Source organism: Geothrix sp. (assembly GCF_020622065.1).
GTDB lineage: Bacteria > Acidobacteriota > Holophagae > Holophagales > Holophagaceae > Geothrix.
In genome coordinates this window covers 1498851-1514441 of the sequence record NZ_JAHRYQ010000001.1, presented here as the reverse complement: position 1 = coordinate 1514441, position 15591 = coordinate 1498851, and the positions used below count along the sequence as shown (strand labels likewise).

General features: G+C 66.6%; 17 protein-coding genes. 11 read left to right on the top strand and 6 right to left on the bottom strand.

Going from position 1 to position 15591, the window contains the following annotated elements:
- Genes QZ647_RS07120 through asnB form a run of 3 tightly spaced genes read right to left on the bottom strand, consistent with a single transcriptional unit; the run spans window position 1 to window position 2425 of the window.
- On the bottom strand, window positions 1–246 hold the full coding sequence (locus QZ647_RS07120; RefSeq protein ID WP_291271489.1) for a hypothetical protein: 246 nt from the start codon (window positions 244–246) through the stop codon (window positions 1–3).
- Window positions 247–298: 52 nt separating this feature from the next.
- Window positions 299–670, bottom strand: coding sequence for a PilZ domain-containing protein (locus QZ647_RS07115; RefSeq protein WP_291271488.1), 372 nt, complete (start codon window positions 668–670; stop codon window positions 299–301).
- 57 nt (window positions 671–727) lie between these two features.
- A complete protein-coding gene (asnB, locus tag QZ647_RS07110) occupies window positions 728–2425 on the bottom strand; it encodes an asparagine synthase B (protein WP_291271487.1) in 1698 nt (565 codons plus the stop codon).
- A 263-nt stretch (window positions 2426–2688) separates the two neighbouring features.
- Between asnB and tdh the strand changes: the two genes are divergently transcribed.
- The gene (gene tdh, locus QZ647_RS07105; RefSeq protein WP_291271486.1) at window positions 2689–3720 is read left to right on the top strand and encodes an L-threonine 3-dehydrogenase; all 1032 of its coding nucleotides are present in this window, start codon (window positions 2689–2691) and stop codon (window positions 3718–3720) included.
- Between the two features lie 71 nt (window positions 3721–3791).
- On the opposite strand, the gene QZ647_RS07100 is transcribed toward tdh, so the two are convergent.
- A complete protein-coding gene (locus tag QZ647_RS07100; RefSeq protein WP_291271485.1) occupies window positions 3792–4415 on the bottom strand; it encodes a hypothetical protein in 624 nt (207 codons plus the stop codon).
- A gap of 52 nt (window positions 4416–4467) precedes the next feature.
- On the opposite strand from QZ647_RS07100, the gene udk reads away from it, so the two are divergent.
- The 5 genes from udk (at window position 4468) to QZ647_RS07075 (ending at window position 7604) form a co-directional block, all read left to right on the top strand.
- Window positions 4468–5121, top strand: coding sequence for a uridine kinase (gene udk, locus QZ647_RS07095; RefSeq protein WP_291271484.1), 654 nt, complete (start codon window positions 4468–4470; stop codon window positions 5119–5121).
- The gene (locus tag QZ647_RS07090) at window positions 5114–5431 is read left to right on the top strand and encodes a rhodanese-like domain-containing protein (RefSeq protein ID WP_291271483.1); all 318 of its coding nucleotides are present in this window, start codon (window positions 5114–5116) and stop codon (window positions 5429–5431) included. Before udk ends, QZ647_RS07090 begins: the two co-directional genes overlap by 8 nt.
- On the top strand, window positions 5431–6036 hold the full coding sequence (locus QZ647_RS07085; RefSeq protein ID WP_291271482.1) for an NUDIX hydrolase: 606 nt from the start codon (window positions 5431–5433) through the stop codon (window positions 6034–6036). Before QZ647_RS07090 ends, QZ647_RS07085 begins: the two co-directional genes overlap by 1 nt.
- 72 nt (window positions 6037–6108) lie before the next feature.
- On the top strand, window positions 6109–6606 hold the full coding sequence (locus QZ647_RS07080) for a YajQ family cyclic di-GMP-binding protein (RefSeq protein WP_291271481.1): 498 nt from the start codon (window positions 6109–6111) through the stop codon (window positions 6604–6606).
- 2 nt (window positions 6607–6608) lie between these two features.
- Complete coding sequence (locus QZ647_RS07075; RefSeq protein WP_291271480.1) at window positions 6609–7604, top strand: polyprenyl synthetase family protein; 996 nt, start codon at window positions 6609–6611, stop codon at window positions 7602–7604.
- 15 nt (window positions 7605–7619) lie between these two features.
- Here the strand turns inward: QZ647_RS07075 and QZ647_RS07070 are convergent, their stop codons facing one another.
- Both QZ647_RS07070 and QZ647_RS07065 read right to left on the bottom strand, forming a co-directional pair.
- Window positions 7620–8975, bottom strand: a complete 1356-nt coding sequence (locus tag QZ647_RS07070; RefSeq protein WP_291271479.1) for a tetratricopeptide repeat protein — start codon at window positions 8973–8975, stop codon at window positions 7620–7622.
- A 200-nt stretch (window positions 8976–9175) separates the two neighbouring features.
- Window positions 9176–10747, bottom strand: coding sequence for a PilT/PilU family type 4a pilus ATPase (locus tag QZ647_RS07065; RefSeq protein ID WP_291271478.1), 1572 nt, complete (start codon window positions 10745–10747; stop codon window positions 9176–9178).
- A gap of 109 nt (window positions 10748–10856) precedes the next feature.
- Here QZ647_RS07065 and sucC point away from each other — a divergent pair, with 109 nt between their 5' ends.
- From sucC to QZ647_RS07040, 5 genes are all read left to right on the top strand, one after another.
- Window positions 10857–12014, top strand: a complete 1158-nt coding sequence (gene sucC, locus QZ647_RS07060; protein WP_291271477.1) for an ADP-forming succinate--CoA ligase subunit beta — start codon at window positions 10857–10859, stop codon at window positions 12012–12014.
- A 44-nt stretch (window positions 12015–12058) separates the two neighbouring features.
- The gene (gene sucD, locus QZ647_RS07055; protein WP_291271476.1) at window positions 12059–12931 is read left to right on the top strand and encodes a succinate--CoA ligase subunit alpha; all 873 of its coding nucleotides are present in this window, start codon (window positions 12059–12061) and stop codon (window positions 12929–12931) included.
- 94 nt (window positions 12932–13025) lie between these two features.
- Window positions 13026–13451 (top strand): hotdog domain-containing protein, encoded by a 426-nt coding sequence (locus tag QZ647_RS07050; protein ID WP_291271475.1) that lies wholly within the window; start codon window positions 13026–13028, stop codon window positions 13449–13451.
- 18 nt (window positions 13452–13469) lie between these two features.
- On the top strand, window positions 13470–14348 hold the full coding sequence (locus QZ647_RS07045; RefSeq protein ID WP_291271474.1) for a hypothetical protein: 879 nt from the start codon (window positions 13470–13472) through the stop codon (window positions 14346–14348).
- Window positions 14348–15589 (top strand): CapA family protein, encoded by a 1242-nt coding sequence (locus QZ647_RS07040; protein WP_291271473.1) that lies wholly within the window; start codon window positions 14348–14350, stop codon window positions 15587–15589. The genes QZ647_RS07045 and QZ647_RS07040 overlap by 1 nt, the downstream gene beginning before the upstream one ends.
- Window positions 15590–15591 lie beyond the last annotated feature (2 nt).

Below are 15591 nucleotides of genomic sequence, written 5' to 3'. Positions count from 1 at the left end.
CTACAGCACGATGTACCGGTAGGTTCCCGGATTCTGCTCCTTCAACAGGAGCTGGATGGTCCAGCGGCCGTCCGGGAACCGCTCGTACATGGTGGCGCTCAGGACGGACTCGGCCAGCCAGGGCTTGATGTCCTCGTACCGCTCGAAGACAGGCGGGACCCACGCCTCTTCGGCGGTGCCTCGGGCGGCGGAGCCGGGCTTGATGTAGTCCATGAGGCGCGAGAAGGCGGATTCTGGGTGCTGCACAGGGGGCTCCGGGGCTGATTCGGGTGGGCGGACGCTTCCCGTCGGGAGGCGGCTATCCGCAGGCCTTGATGTCGGTCTCGAAGGCCTGATCCGTCTGCGGGCTCAGAGATTGGATCAAGGCCCTCAGGGCTTCGAGGCTGGCGGGTTCGAGGTCCCTGGAGAACGCGATGGCCATGCCATCCGCATCGGCCCGGACCACGGTGCCTCGGGTCACGATCCGCTTGCCGGCCTCGGCGTCCTCGAGGAGGATCGCCACACCGCAGGCACTGCCGAGGGGAAGCCGCTCCGTGCCTCCGACCAGGATGCCGCCCAGGCTGATGTTGATCGCCGAGGGGAAGGCGAGGATCTGGTCGCCGGTCACCACCTTCACCCGGTAGGCGATGGGGATGCGGGGAAACTGTCGTTGGTCGGAGGGCACGCTCACCACGGGCATCCAGGTCTGCTGGCTGATGCATGATAGCGCGGGCGGGAGGTCCAGAGGCTAGCGGTGGCCCTGCTGGTGGACATCGCGAACAGCTCGCCCCGAGGGATCGGCCATGGCCGCGAAAGCCGCATCCCAGGCCAGAGCGATGGGCGTGCTGCAGGCCACGCTGCGCTCGTGGGGGACGCACTCGACGGCCGCAGCGGAAGGGAAGTGGTGCTCGAAGAACTGGCGGTAGAGGTAGGCCTCCTTGGTTTCGGGCGTCTTCACGGGGAAGCGGACCGCCGCGGCCTGCATCATGGCATCGCTGATCTCCCGTTCGGCGGTGGCCTTGAGGGCATCGATCCAGGCGTAGCCGACCCCATCGGAAAACTGCTCCTTCTGGCGCCACAGCACCTCGTCGGGGATGAGCCCCTCGAAGGCCTTCCGCAGGGGGAACTTCTCGATGGGGTGGGGCCGGGCGGCGTTGCGCGGCAATTTCACCGAGGGGTCCAGGCGCATGGCCACATCCAGGAACTCGCGGTCCAGGAAGGGGACCCGGGCCTCCACACCCCAGGCGGCACTGGACTTGTTGGCCCGGGCGCAGTCGTAGAGGTGCAGCTTCTGGAGCTTCCGCACGGTTTCCGCATGCAGCTCGGCTCCGTCCGGCGCCTTGTGGAAGTAGAGGTAGCCGCCGAAGATCTCGTCGGCCCCCTCGCCCGACAGCACCATCTTGATGCCCATGGCCCGGATCTTCCGCATCATGAGGTACATGGGCGTGGAAGCTCTGATCGTCGTGATGTCGAAGGTCTCCAGGTGGTAGATCACATCCGAGAGCGCATCCAGGCCCTCCTGCACGGTGAAGTGGACCTCGTGGTGGATGGCACCGATATGGTCGGCCACCAGCCGGGCGGGGCCGAGGTCCGGCGCGCCCTTCAGGCCCACGGCGAAGCTGTGGATCCGGGGCCACCAGGCCGGGGCGCTGCCGCCCGCCTCCACCCGGCCCTCCCGGTACTGGGCGGCGATGGCGGCGATCAGCGACGAGTCCACGCCTCCCGAGATCAGGACGCCATAGGGCACATCGCACATGAGCTGGCGGCGCACGGCGGCCTCCAGGGCCTTCCGGAGGGCCGCGGGATCATAGGGCTCCTGCGGCACCTGGCCGGGTTCGGCCCAGTCCGGCTCGTAGTAGCACTGGAACCCTTTGTCCGCCTGGTGCCCCAGGAAGAAGTGCCCCGGCGGGAACTCGCGGATCCTTTCACAGTGGCCCACCAGGGCCTTCATCTCCGAGGCGGCGTAGAGGTTGCCCGCCTCGTCCCAGCCCACATAGAGCGGCACCACACCGATGGGATCCCGGGCGATGAGAAAGGTCTCCCGCTTGGGATCGTAGAGGACGAACGCGAAGATGCCGTTCATGCGGTTGAGGAAGTCCTTGGGGGAATGCTCGTCGTAGAGGTAGAGGATCACCTCGCAGTCCGACAGGGTCTGGAAGTCGTGGGGCTCCCGCAGCTCCTCTTGGAGGTCCCGGTGGTTGTAGATTTCGCCATTGACCGCCAGCACCGTGCCCTGGAGGGTGTCGATCAGGGGTTGGGCGCCATGTTCCACATCCACGATGGACAGCCGCTCATGGACGAGGATCGCCCGGTCGTCGGCGAAGATGCCGCTCCAGTCGGGGCCCCGGTGGCGGATCTTCCGTGCCATGGCCAGGGCCTGGCGCCGGAGTTCGGCGGGATTGGACCGGGCCGGGTCGATGCCGAGGATGGTGAGAATGCCGCACATGGAGGCTCCAAAAGAAAAACCCCCGATCCGCTGTCGCGAATCGGGGGTGGTCCGGGAAATCAGGGATCTAGGAGACGCCCTCACCGGCCCACGCGCGATCCGCGCGAGGGAACCGATTGGAATGGCGGTTGGGCCGCAGGGGGGAGGAAGTCATGGAAGGCCTGGAAGCACCTTATCGGCCGGTTTCTCGAATCGTCAAGCCGGGAAGACCGAAGTTGGCCCGCCTTGCCCTTGATGTTGAAATGGTGCGGTTGGAGGCACGCATGAAAGTCCTGTTGAAGTCCAAGCGCGAGGAAGGCATCTGGATGGGCGAGGCGCCCATGCCCCAGGTGGGGCCGAACGATGTCCTGATCCGCGTCCACAAGAGCGCGATCTGCGGCACCGATGTGCACATCTACAACTGGGACGACTGGGCCCAGAAGACCATACCCGTGCCCATGGTGGTGGGACACGAGTATTTCGGCGTCATCGAGCAGGTGGGTGCCGAGGTGGAGGGTTATCAGCCCGGGGACCGCGTCAGCGGCGAGGGCCACATCACCTGCGGCCACTGCCGCAACTGCCGGGCGGGCAAGCGCCACCTCTGCCGCAACACCGTGGGCGTGGGGGTGAACCGCACAGGCTCCTTCGCTGAGTACCTGTCCATCCCGGCCTTCAATGTCTTCAAGGTCCCGGACAATGTGCCCGACGAGGTGGCCTCCATCTTCGATCCCTACGGCAATGCGGCCCACACGGCCCTGAGCTTCGACATGGTGGGCGAGGATGTGCTGATCACGGGCGCAGGCCCCATCGGCATCATGGCGGTGGCCATCGCCAAGCATGTGGGTGCCCGCCATGTGGTGATCACGGATGTGAATGAATACCGGCTCGACCTGGCCCGGAAAATGGGCGCCACGGTCGCCGTGAACCCCATGAAGAAGGGCCTCCCCGAGGTCATGAAGGACCTGGGCATGACCGAGGGGTTCGATGTGGGCCTGGAGATGAGCGGCAACCGCAACGCCTTCGAATCCATGCTGGAGGCCATGCACCATGGCGGCCGAGTGGCGCTGCTGGGGATCCTTCCGGGCGACTGCGCCATCGACTGGAGCCAGGTGATCTTCAAGGGCCTCATCCTGAAGGGGATCTATGGCCGCGAGATGTTCGAGACCTGGTACAAGATGGCCGCGATGATCCAGAGCGGCCTGGACATCACCCCGGTGATCACGCATCGCTTCGGTATCGACGATTTCCAGAAGGGTTTTGACGCGATGCGGAGCGGGCAGAGCGGGAAGGTGATCCTGGATTGGGGCGTGAAGTAGCTTCTCTCCTACGGACATGACGACGGAATGCGGCCCTTGGGCCGCATTCCGCGTACTTGGGCGCAAGCGCCTCAGCGCACCGGCTGGGGCTGGGGGATGGGCGGGAGGCCCGCCTCGCTCCAGGGGGCGCCATCTTTGATGAGGAGGTCGCCAGCCAGGCCTTCGCCTCCGGGTAGGAGGTCGGTCCCGAGGCAGGCGAGATAATAGCCGTCGAACTTGGTGTTGAATTTCTGCCGCACGGGGCCCCGCTTGACCTGGATCTCCTCCACGGGGCGGGTGACATAGGGCCGGTAGAGGAAGGGGTGCCCCCAGGGCGCCTCGGGCACCTGGTCGAGGTACTCGGGAACCAACTCGTGCAGGGCCACGGGATATTCCCCCTTCTTCGTCTTGAACCGGATGAGGGCATCGGTGACGCGCTTCATGGCCCCGCGGACCTGCCGCTGGCGGTCGGCCATGTCGCGGCTCACGAAAGCCTCGATGAGGTAGAGGTCCCGCTTGGCCTGGTGAGCGGCCTCGGAATCCGGGTAGCGCTCCGCCAACTGCTTCATCATGGCCCGGGCTTCGAGGCTCCGGCCCTCCAGATTCAGCTTCCGGGCCTCCTCGTAGAGGTTGCCTGGAAGCCGGGGGTCTTCCGAACTGCAGCCGGCCAGCAGCGTCAGAAGGGCCAGGGCGGGAGTGATGCGCGTGCGCTTCATGGCATGAACCTTAGCAGAGGCGTGTGAAGTAGGATGGAAGAAAGGGGGCGTCATGATCGACAGACCGATGCTGGTGGGCATCGTGGGGGGCTCCGGGAGCGGGAAGACCTCCGTGGCCGCCGAGCTGGTGAAGCGGCTCAAGAAGAAGACCGTGGCCGCCCTCCTGCTGGACATGGACGCCTACTACGCCCCTCTCGAGGTCGTGAAGGGGCGCTTCGGGGACCGGCCCGTCAACTGGGACCACCCCCACGCCTTCGATCTGGAGCTGATGGCCTCCCACCTGTCGGCGATGCATCGCGGCGAAAGCATCCGGAAGCCGACCTATGATTTCACCCTGTCGGACCGCACCGGCTGGGAAGCCCCCCTGCCGCCGGGCCAGGTCGTGATCCTGGAGGGGCTGCTGCTCTTCGCCTTGCCGGAGCTGCGCGATCAGCTGGACATGAAGGTCTTCGTGGACACGGACGCGGACATCCGCATCCTGCGGCGCATCCGCCGGGACACCCGGGAGCGGGGCCGCAGCCTGGAAAGCGTCATGGACCAGTACGAACAGAGCGTGAGGCCCATGCACCTGGAGTTCGTGGAACCCAGCAAGCGCTGGGCCGACCTGATCGTGCCCACGGGCGTGGAGAACCGCACGGCCCTGGATGTCATCACCCACCACATCTGCAGCCGGGTGCTCGGCTCCGGAGGGCCGCCGCATGTTTGAACAAGGCATCCACCTCTCCCCGGAGACCTACCGGGACCTCGACGGGACCGTCCAGCGGCTCGATGTCCGGGAGCCCTGGGAGTATGACCTCGCCCGGATTCCCGGAGCCGTCCTGATCCCTCTGGGCGAACTGGCGGACCGTGTGGGCGAGCTGGACCCCACCCGACCCGTGGCGGCCTACTGCCACCATGGCACCCGCAGCCTCTATGCGCTGCGCTTCCTCCAGGGCGCGGGATTCAAGGACCTGGCCCACCTCGCCGGCGGTATTGATGCCTATAGCCGCCTGGATCCCACAGTGCCCCGCTACTGATGCGCCTCCTCCACCGCCACCCCGAGGGCTTCGATCCTGCCGCCGCCTGGATCCAGGAGTCCGAGAGTGTGCGCCAGGATTCGCGTCTCTTCCGCCAGATCGTCGCCCAGCGGCGGAGCCCGCACACGGGGCGCCAGCACGCCTTCTATCGCCTCCAGGGCCCCGATTGGGTGAATGTGGTGGCCTTCACCTGCGAGGGTGACCTCCTGGTGGTGGAGCAGTTCCGTCACGGCATCGATGCCCCGACGCTGGAGATCCCCGGAGGGGGTTGCGATGCGGGGGAGACCCCGGCCGAGGCTGCCCGCCGCGAATTGCGAGAAGAGACGGGCTTCGTGTCCGATCGGTGGGTGGCCCTGGGCAGCTGCACCCCGAACCCCGCCACCCAGAACAACCGCTGCCACACCTTCCTGGCCCTGGACTGCGAGGCCGATGGAGCCTTGGCCCTGGATCCAGCCGAAGAGCTCCAGGTCTGGGCCTGCTCCTGGCCCGAATGGCAGGCCCGCATGCGCCGGGGGGAGATCCACCACGCCCTGGTTCTGGCGGCCTTCCAGTTCCTGGGCTTGTGGGAGGGCTGGCCCGCCCTTCGGCAGCGATTGGAACTCTGAACCGGCTTGTCGCCTTTTCCCGAAGCCGCGCGAGGCGCTAGTCTGGAGGCTGGACCCGGATGAGGAGTGCCCATGGCCAGCGAATGTTCGTTTGATGTCGTCTGCAAGGTGGACCTGGACGAGGTGAAGAACGCCGTCTCCCAGGCCATGAAGGAGATCGGCCAGCGCTATGACTTCAAGGGATCGGTCTCCAAGATCGAGCTCAAGGACGACAAGATCCTGGTGCTCACGAGCGACGACGAAGTGAAGCTGAAGGCCGTCATTGATGTGCTTCAGACCAAGCTGCACAAGCGCGGCGTGAGCATCCGCAGCATGGAATACGGCAAGATCGAGCCCGCCTCCAAGGGGACGGTCCGCCAGGAGGTCACCATCCACCAGGGCATCCCCGTGGAGAAGGCCAAGGGGCTCATCAAGGCTGTGAAGGACGCGAAGATCAAGGTCCAGGCCAGCATCCAGGGCGACCAGCTCCGGGTGAGCGGCAAGAGCCGCGACGACCTGCAGGAAGTCATCGCCCTCTTCAAGAAGGACGATCAGGGGCTGGACCTGCAGTTCACCAACTACCGGGGCTGACTTTGAGCCGATTGGACCTCTCCCGCTATTTCCTTCCCATCGCCCCGAAGCTGGCGGGTGTGGAGGCAGAGCTGCAGCGCATTCTGCAGAGTGATGTGGAGGTGGTCCAGAAGCTGGCGGACCATGTCCGAGGGGGGCAGGGGAAGCGCCTGCGGCCGGCCCTGGTGATGTTGTCGTCCCGCTTCTGCGGCGTGCAGAACGAGGATGATGTGAGGTTCGGCGCGGTCTTCGAGCTGGTCCACACGGCCACCCTGGTGCATGACGATGTCATCGACCACGCCCAGCTCCGCCGGAGCATGCCCACCCTCAACCGGCTCTGGGGCAACACCCTGACCGTGCTCTTCGGGGATGTGCTCTACCTGGTGGCCATGAGCGAGGCCATCGCCGGGCGCAGCTGGCGGATGATGGAGATCTTCGCAGAGGTCACCACCCGCATGATCGAGGGTGAGCTGATCCAGAACGATGTGCTCTTCAAGCTGGACACCAGCCGGAAGGATTACTTCGACATCCAGGAGCGGAAGACCGCCCTGCTGTTCAGCGGCTGCACAGAGACGGGCGCCGTCCTCACAGGGCGGAACCCAGAGGAATGCATCGCCATGCGCCAGTACGGCCTGGAAGTGGGCCGGGCCTTTCAGCTGGTGGACGATCTCCTGGACTACACCGCCACCAGCGAGCAGCTGGGCAAACCGGCCTTCAGCGACCTGCGCGAGGGTAAGCTCACGCTGCCCATGCTCACCCTGCTTGAGAAGGCCCCGGACGAGGCCCGATCCCTGGTCCGGACCATCTGGGATCGGGGCGAGGAAGTGCCCATTCCCGAGGATGAGGAAGCCCACCTCCGCGCCCTCATCGTTCAGCACGACGCCTTGGCCGAGACCCGCGAACTCGCGGTGAAGGCCTCCAGGAATGCCGTGGCCCACCTGGCCCTCGTGCAGGGCGAGGCCGCCACGGGCGAGCTGTTGCGCGAGATTCCCGAGGCCCTGCTGTCGCGAAGCAAGTGAAGCGGGACCCTCCGATCAGCTCCCCAGCCGTGCCATCAGAGCCTGGAAGCGGGGGTGGGACCGGACGGCATCCAGATCCCCGTCGTGGATGAACCAGTCCTTCTGGGAGAGTCCTCCGGCGGCCGCCCGTTCAAGGCACTCCAGGCTCTCCTCGGGATCGCCCGCGAGGGCATGGATGCAGCCCAGGTTGTAGAGCAGCATCGGGTCGTCCGGATCCATGCTCCGGGCCTTGCGGGCCCAGTCCAGGCCCTTCTCCCGCTCCCCCAGGGCCACGAGGGCATTGGCCCCCAGGTAGCGGGCGCGCACATCCTCGGGAACCCGTTCCAGCCGTTCCTCCACCAGGGCCAGCCCGGTCCTGCGGGCGCGCTCGGCCTCATCCTCCAGACCCAGGCTGTGGTAGACCTGCGCCACGAGCAGGATGGCCTGGAAGTCTTCGGGACGGAGGGCGGCGGCCCATTCGAAGTACTCGATGGCCCTTTCCAGCTTCCCGTTGGCGAAGCAGTGGCGCGCATAGAAGTAGGCCGCCGCGAAGAGGTTGGGGTCCAGGCGGAGGGCCGTCTCGAAGGCCGCCTCGGCCTCGTCGGCCAGGCCGGCGGCCGAGAGGGCCACGCCCCGGGAGGCGTGCGCCTCGGCCAGGTCGGGGTCCAACTCCAGGGCCTTGCGGCTGCAGGACTCCGCCAGCTCCCGCTGAGGTTCGGTGCGGTCGATGTAGATGTAGGTGAAGGCCGCGCAGTTGGCCAGGCCTGCCCAGGCCGAGGGGAAATCCGGATCCAGGTCCAGGGCGCGCCGATACATCTCGGCCGCGGAACGCATGCCCTGGCGGTTGAACTGGAAGTAGGCCTGTCGTCCCCGCAGGTAGGACTCGTAGGCTTCGAGATCCACCGCATAGCGGGGTCGGATGGAGGCCGGCACATGGAGAGCCGAGGCCACGCAGCCGGTGAGGTCGTCCAGCGTCTTGAAGAGATCCGGCCGGTCGAAGGCATAGGCTTTGGACCAGGCGACCCGTCCCGATTTCACCTCCACCAGTTCCGCCTTCAGGGTCAGGAGGGATGCCTCCTTGCGGAGCGTACCCGCCAGGATCACGGTCGCGTGCAGGCGGCGGCCCACCGCCAGTGGGGAGAGGGTTGATCCTCCGTAGCGGAAGGAGGTGGTCCTGGAGACCACCTGGAGGCCTTCCAGGTGGTTGAGGGCCTGCAGAACCTCCTCGGCGATGCCTTCACTGAGGTGGGAATCGGCGCCCCCCGGGCGCTGATCCAGGAAGGGGAGGACGGCCACCACGGCCTGCGCTTTGCGGGCCTTGGGATGGACCGGTCCCCTTTTCGCGGGGGCCGTTTTGGGTGTTTGAGGGGACTTCCCCAGTTGCAGGGCCATGCTCCACCTCCAGGACAGATCTCAAAATGAACTCTGATCGGGGCGGGCTTGGATGCATCTCCCTGAAAGAAGGCAAATCACTACAAACTTCACCGGGGTTCCCAAAAGGGGACCCCCGGGTGGGCAGACGCATGGAACCTGGCCCGCAGGCGCTATCCAGGATGGGATGGCCGGGCCTCTGCGCAAGGGCTGCCGGGGCCCTAAGCTTCGACTTCCCCCAGCCTCAGGTCGAAGGGGATCCCCGCCCGCTTGCAGGCGGCGATGAAGCTCTCCTTGTCGGGGCACTTGAGGTAGGCCTCCATGGCCTCGACCTTCTTGTCCTTGATGAGCTCGATCAGGGAGTCGTTCATGAGCTTCTGACCGTAGCTGCGGCCAGTCTGCATGGCGCTGGGGATCTGGAAGTTCTTGCCTTCGCGGATGAGGTTGGCGATGGCCGGGCTGATGAAGAGGGTCTCCAGGGCCGCGACGCGGCCCCCGCCGATCTTCTTGAGCAGGATCTGACTGACCACGCACTTCAGGGCATCCGCCAGCATCACGCGAATCTGCTGCTGCCGATCCGCGGGAAACTGGTCCACGATGCGATCGATGGTGCCGATGGCGCTGCTGGTGTGCAGGGTCCCGAAGACCAGGTGGCCGGTGACGGCGGTCTCCAGGGCGATGGCGATGGTTTCCAGGTCGCGCATCTCGCCCACCATCACGATGTCGGGATCCTCGCGGAGCGCGGCGCGCAGGCCGCTCTTGAAGCTGTCGGTGTGCGTGCCCACTTCGCGCTGGTTCACCAGGCAGCCCTTGCGGGGATGCACGAACTCGATGGGATCCTCGATGGTGAGGATGTGGTCTCTCCGCTTCTGGTTGGCCAGGTCGAGGATGGCCGCCAGGGTCGTGGATTTGCCGCTGCCTGTGGGGCCCGTCACCAGCACCAGGCCCTTGGCCAGGTTGCAGAGGCGCCGGACGGGATCGGGCAGGCCGAGCTTGTCGGGATCGGGAATCTGGTTGGGGATGACGCGGCAGACGAAACCCGGGCCTACCCGGTCGTGGAAGTAGTTCACCCGCAGCCGGCACCCGCCCGCGTCGTAGGCGTGGGCGAAATCCGCGTCGCGATGGCTCTGGAACCGGGCCCAGGCGTCCGGCGTGGCCAGGGCCTCCATCAACTCGAGGAGGGCCTCCGGTTCCAGGGGCTGGAAGCCGGGCAGTTCCTGCATGTCGCCGTGCACCCGGACCAGAGGGGCCTCGCGGCTGGTGCAGTGCAGGTCGGAGCCCTGGCATTCCAGCAGCGCGGCGAACAGCCGCTCGGCCAGGGCGTGTCGAGAGGTGCCGCCGGTTCCGCCGGGCGCAGGTTTCGGGGCGGATTTCGGGGTCATGGGCTGGGCTGGCTTAGCGGCTGGTGCAGCCGTCGGCGCCACATCTGGGGCCATAGACAGCGCGGCCGCAGGGAGGTCGGCCTTGACGGTGGGGGCGGGGGCTGCCGGGCCGAGATGTTCGGCCGTGATCTGGGCCGCCTCCTGGTAGCGGGTCAGACGGATCAGGAAGGCCTGGCCGGAGAGGTTGTACTCGAATTCCGCGCGGCCCTCCGTGGCCCAGGCGTTCTTGAGCTCCGGAGGCACCACATCTCCGGCCAACACATCCACCATCACGGCGGGCAGGGGGTTCGGGAGGAGGTCCACGCTCCCGCCGCGCCTCAGTTCGAGGGAGGGCCGCTTGTCCGCCTCGAGGCGCAGCTTCGAGCCGCCTTTGGCGATGACATGGGAAAGCAGCCGGTCCAGTTGGGCCATGGGGAAACTCCTCCCTGGAGATTCAAAGGATGCCACGGGTCACAGCCTTCGGGGTTCGGGCTTTGGCCTCCGGTCGCTAGACTGGAAGGTGACCCTTTCGGGAGTGACCATGAATATCCACGAATACCAGGCCAAGGAACTGCTGCGGCAGTACAAGGTAGCCACCCCGGATGGGAAGGTGGCCCAGGATGCGGAAGAGGCCCGCATGATCACCAAGGAGTTCGGTGGGGCCAGCGTGGTCAAGGCGCAGATCCATGCCGGTGGTCGCGGCAAGGGTGGCGGTGTGAAGTTCGCCACGGATCCCGACAAGGCCGCCGAGCTGTTCAAGGCCATGATCGGCATGCAGCTGGTCACGAAGCAGACCGGTGCCGAAGGCCGCAAGGTCCGCACGGTCTTCCTTTCCAAGCCCGTGGACATCGAGCGGGAACTCTACCTGAGCTTCCTGGTGGATCGCGTCACCAGCCGGATCACCATCCTGGCCTCGACTGAAGGCGGTGTGGAGATCGAGGAAGTCGCCGAGAAGACTCCCGAGAAGATCGTCAAGGTGGCCGTGGATCCGGCCCTGGGTCTGAACGGCTTCCAGGCCCGCCAGGTGGCCTTCGCCCTGGGGCTCGAAGGCAACTCCTTCAAGCAGGGCGTGGTCTTCCTGCAGAACCTGTACAAGCTCTTCGTGGAGAAGGACTGCTCCATGGTGGAGATCAACCCGCTGGTGATCACCAAGCAGGGGGATGTCACGGCCCTGGACGCCAAGATCGGCTTCGACGACAACGGCCTGGTCCGCCACCCGGATGTGCTGGCCTACCGCGACCTCAATGAGGAAGCGGAGGAGGAAGTGGAAGCCAGCAAGTACAACCTCAACTTCATCAAGCTGGACGGCAGCATCGGCTGCATGGTGAACGGCGCCGGCCTCGCCATGGCCACCATGGACATCATCAAGTACTGCGGCAGCTCCCCGGCCAACTTCCTGGATGTGGGCGGCAGCGCCACCGAGGACGCGGTGAAGAACGCCTTCCGCATCATCCTGCAGGACAAGGCGGTGAAGGCCGTGCTGGTGAACATCTTCGGCGGCATCATGCGCTGCGACATCGTGGCCTCCGGCATCGTGAACGCCGCCAAGGAAATCGGCATCAAGGTGCCCGTGGTCGTCCGCCTGGAAGGAACCAATGTCGAGGAGGGCAAGAAGATCCTCGCGGAAAGCGGCCTGAACCTCATCGTCGCCACCGACCTGAAGGATGCCGCCGAGAAGGTGGTCGCCTCCGTCAAGTAGTCCCACCACGGAACTCGATCGATTCCATTTTTGCGAGGTATGACATGGCCGTTCTCGTGGGCAACCACACCAAACTCATCGTCCAGGGCATCACGGGCCGCGAAGGCCTCTTCCACGCCAAGGGCTGCCGGGACTACGGCACCAAGGTCGTGGGCGGCGTGACCCCCGGCAAAGGCGGTACCGAGATCGAAGGTTTCCCCGTCTTCAACACCGTCCAGGAAGCCGTGGCCAAGACCGGCGCCAACGCCACCATGATCTTCGTGCCCCCCGTGGCCGCCGCGGATGCCATTCTCGAGGCCCTCGACGCGGGCATCGAGCTGATCGTCTGCATCACCGAGGGCATCCCCGTCCTCGACATGGTCAAGGTCAAGCGGGTGCTGCCCAACTACCCCAAGAGCCGCCTCATCGGTCCCAACTGCCCGGGCATCATCAGCCCCGGCATGGCCAAGATCGGCATCATGCCCGGCCGCATCCACAAGCAGGGGCATGTGGGCGTGGTCAGCCGCTCCGGCACCCTCACCTATGAGGCCGTGGGCCAGCTCACGGCGCTGGGCATTGGCCAGAGCACCTGCATCGGCATCGGCGGTGACCCCGTGAGCGGCACCAGCCACATCGACGCGCTGGAGCTGTTCAACAACGACCCCGACACTCACGCCGTCATCATGATCGGCGAGATCGGCGGCAGCGCCGAGGAAGATGCCGCCGCCTGGGTGAAGGCCAACATGAAGAAGCCCGTGGTGGCCTTCATCGCCGGCCAGACGGCCCCTCCGGGGCGCCGCATGGGCCACGCCGGTGCCATCATCTCCGGGGGCAAGGGCACCGCCGCCGAGAAGATGAAGGCCCTCACCGCTGCGGGCATCACCGTGGTGCAGAGCCCGGCCGACATGGGCCGCGCCCTGGCCGAGCGCCTGAAGTAGCCGCCACCAAAAGCTTCACCACCAAGACACCAAGACACCAAGAACTGCTTTTTCTTTTCTTGGTGTCTTGGTGTCTTGGTGGTTAGTTTTTACCATGCTGATTTCACGAGAAATGGTCCTGGATCAGGACATCGGCCTCAATGCCACCCTCTTCGGCGGCGACATGATGTCCCGCATGGACAAGGTGGCCGGGATCACGGCCTCGCTCATGTCCCGGAACCGGCGGTTCCTCACGGTTAAGGTCTCGGAACTGGTCTTCCACAGCCCGGTGCGGGCCGGGGAGATCATCGAGTTCTACATCGGGATCACCCGGCAGGGACACACGAGCCTCACCCTCCAGCTCGAGGTCCAGGTCTATGAGCCGGTGTCGGATCAGCGCCGGGATGTCACCAGCGGCGAATTCGTGATGGTGGCCGTGAATGAGGCCCTGCAACCGGAGCCGATCCTGTGGAAGCCGGAGATGGTCCAGGTGGCGGAAGCTGCCCACCGGGCCCGGGACGGCCGGGCCAATCGCGCCTGACTCGCGTATTCTGGTGCCATGTCAGAGCTCATCAAGGCCCATCTGGATCACCGTCGCGTCTGGCGGGATTTTGACTACTGCTATCCCGTGATCTCGCGGCGCAGCCGTGGCGTGAGCCTGGGTGTGAACCTGAACCCCGACAAGGTCTGCAACTTCGATTGCGTCTACTGCGAGGTGGACCGCCTCACCCCGCCCAAGCGCCGCGACCTGGATCTGGATCTGCTCCGGCAGGAGCTGGGCCTGTTGCTGGACCTGGCCACAAGCGGCGAGATCTACGACATCCCCCCCTTTGATTCCGCGCGGCCGGAGCAGCGGCGCCTCAACGACATCGCGTTCAGCGGCGACGGAGAGCCCACCACGGCCCCGGCCTTCGCCGAGGCCGTGACCTGCGTGGCCGACCTGAAGCGGGTCCGGGGGTTGGACCTGGTCAAGCTCATCCTCATCACGGACTCCAGCCGCCTCCAGGCCCCGGATGTGGTGCGGGGCCTGGAAGTGCTGATGGCGAACCATGGGGAGGTCTGGGCCAAGCTCGACGCGGGCACCGAGGCCTACTACCGGGAGATCTGCCGCAGCCAGGTGCCCTTCACGCGCATCCTCGACAACCTGCTGGCCACGGCCCGCCGCTGGCCCATCCTGATCCAGACGCTCTTCCTGAGCTGGAAGGGACGGGGGCCTTCCGCCGAGGAAGTTGGGGCCTACTGCGGGCGCCTGGAGACGATTCTCGCGCAGGGGGGGAAGCTTCAGGCCATCCAGCTCTACACGGTGGCCCGGCCCACCCCGGAACCCGAGGCCCGGCCGCTGCCGCGGCTCGAAATGGACGCCCTGGCCGCCAGCCTGCGATCCCGGCTGCCGGGCCTGCCGGTAGAGGTCTATTACGGGCCGGAGGAATGGGCCTGATGCCCTGTCCGCGCCGGGCTGGAGCCGCCCTGGCGGCGGCTGGGCTGGTGCTCCTGGCCTCGGCCTGCCGATCCCGGGAGAAGGCCGGGCCCTCCTCTCCTCCGCCCCTGCGGATCCGCCTCGTGGCGGTGGGGGACATCCTCATGCACCAGGATGTGAAGGCGGCCGCCGAGGCCCACCCGCAGGGGTACCCGGCCCTGTGGGAGGATCTGCTGCCGCTGTTCCAGGGGGCCGATGTCGCCTTCGGCAACCTGGAGACGCCCATCGCGCCCAGCACGGGCCGGCCCGGGATACCGTTCCAGTTCAACGCCCCGGCCACCCTCCCTGCGGCCCTGCGGACGAGCGGGTTCACCGTCCTGTCCACGGCCAACAACCATGCCTTCGACCAGGGGCCGAGGGGCGTGCGCGAAACGCTGGAGCGCCTGCGGGCGGAGGCGCTCGTGGCGGTGGGAAGCGGCGAAGACCGGCCCCGGGCCGAGGCGCTGCATGTGGTCGAACGGCAGGGGTTGAAGGTGGCCTTCCTGGGTTTCACGGATCTCTTCAATCTGGACCTGAATCGCCGGGCCACCGAGCCCTGGGTGCGTCCGCTGGATCTGGAGCCGGCCCTGGCGGCCGTGCGGGAGGCCCGGGAAAGGGCCGACCTGGTGGTGGTGAGCGTCCACTGGGGGAACGAGTACCAGCGGCAGCCCACGAAGCGGCAGCGGGAGCTCGCCCGGAAGCTGGTGGAGGCGGGGTGCGATCTCCTGCTGGGTCACCATCCCCATGTGCTGCAGCCCGCGGAGCTGCTGGAGGTGGAAGGGCGGAAGGCCCTGGTGGTCTACTCTCTGGGCAACTTCATCAGCAACCAGGACCGCATGTACCGGGCGGACCTGTTCCCGGTGGCGGGGGGCGACAGCCGGGACGGGGCGGCCCTGCAGGCCGTCTTCGAGCGCCGGCGCCAGGCTGACGGCCAGGAGCGGGTGGTGCTGGCGGAAGCGGCCTTTGAGCCCTTGTGGACCGAGAACAACTGGGGGGCGCCCGGTGCGAAACGGGCGATCCGCGTCATCCGCGTCGCCGCCGCCGAGGCCCGGACCCGGGCGGAAGTGGACCGGCTTTCCGACCCCCAGGAAGGGCCCAGGGCCTTGCCCGATGAGCCCCTGCGCCGGAAGACCCTGCTCGAAAAACAGGAATATCTGCGGACGCTCATCCTCCGCCGACGGCGCATCGCCGAGACGCTGGGCGAGGCCTTCGTCGTCCGCTAGAG

Bases quoted from the DNA above. Each gene is read 5' to 3' on its own strand.
- asnB (WP_291271487.1), bottom strand. From the start codon at position 2,425: ATGTGCGGCATTCTCACCATCCTCGGCATCGACCCGGCCCGGTCCAAT.
- tdh (WP_291271486.1), top strand. From the start codon at position 2,689: ATGAAAGTCCTGTTGAAGTCCAAGCGCGAGGAAGGCATCTGGATGGGC.
- QZ647_RS07100 (WP_291271485.1), bottom strand. From the start codon at position 4,415: ATGAAGCGCACGCGCATCACTCCCGCCCTGGCCCTTCTGACGCTGCTG.
- udk (WP_291271484.1), top strand. From the start codon at position 4,468: ATGATCGACAGACCGATGCTGGTGGGCATCGTGGGGGGCTCCGGGAGC.
- QZ647_RS07090 (WP_291271483.1), top strand. From the start codon at position 5,114: ATGTTTGAACAAGGCATCCACCTCTCCCCGGAGACCTACCGGGACCTC.
- QZ647_RS07085 (WP_291271482.1), top strand. From the start codon at position 5,431: ATGCGCCTCCTCCACCGCCACCCCGAGGGCTTCGATCCTGCCGCCGCC.
- QZ647_RS07080 (WP_291271481.1), top strand. From the start codon at position 6,109: ATGGCCAGCGAATGTTCGTTTGATGTCGTCTGCAAGGTGGACCTGGAC.
- QZ647_RS07070 (WP_291271479.1), bottom strand. From the start codon at position 8,975: ATGGCCCTGCAACTGGGGAAGTCCCCTCAAACACCCAAAACGGCCCCC.
- QZ647_RS07065 (WP_291271478.1), bottom strand. From the start codon at position 10,747: ATGGCCCAACTGGACCGGCTGCTTTCCCATGTCATCGCCAAAGGCGGC.
- sucC (WP_291271477.1), top strand. From the start codon at position 10,857: ATGAATATCCACGAATACCAGGCCAAGGAACTGCTGCGGCAGTACAAG.
- sucD (WP_291271476.1), top strand. From the start codon at position 12,059: ATGGCCGTTCTCGTGGGCAACCACACCAAACTCATCGTCCAGGGCATC.
- QZ647_RS07050 (WP_291271475.1), top strand. From the start codon at position 13,026: ATGCTGATTTCACGAGAAATGGTCCTGGATCAGGACATCGGCCTCAAT.
- QZ647_RS07045 (WP_291271474.1), top strand. From the start codon at position 13,470: ATGTCAGAGCTCATCAAGGCCCATCTGGATCACCGTCGCGTCTGGCGG.
- QZ647_RS07040 (WP_291271473.1), top strand. From the start codon at position 14,348: ATGCCCTGTCCGCGCCGGGCTGGAGCCGCCCTGGCGGCGGCTGGGCTG.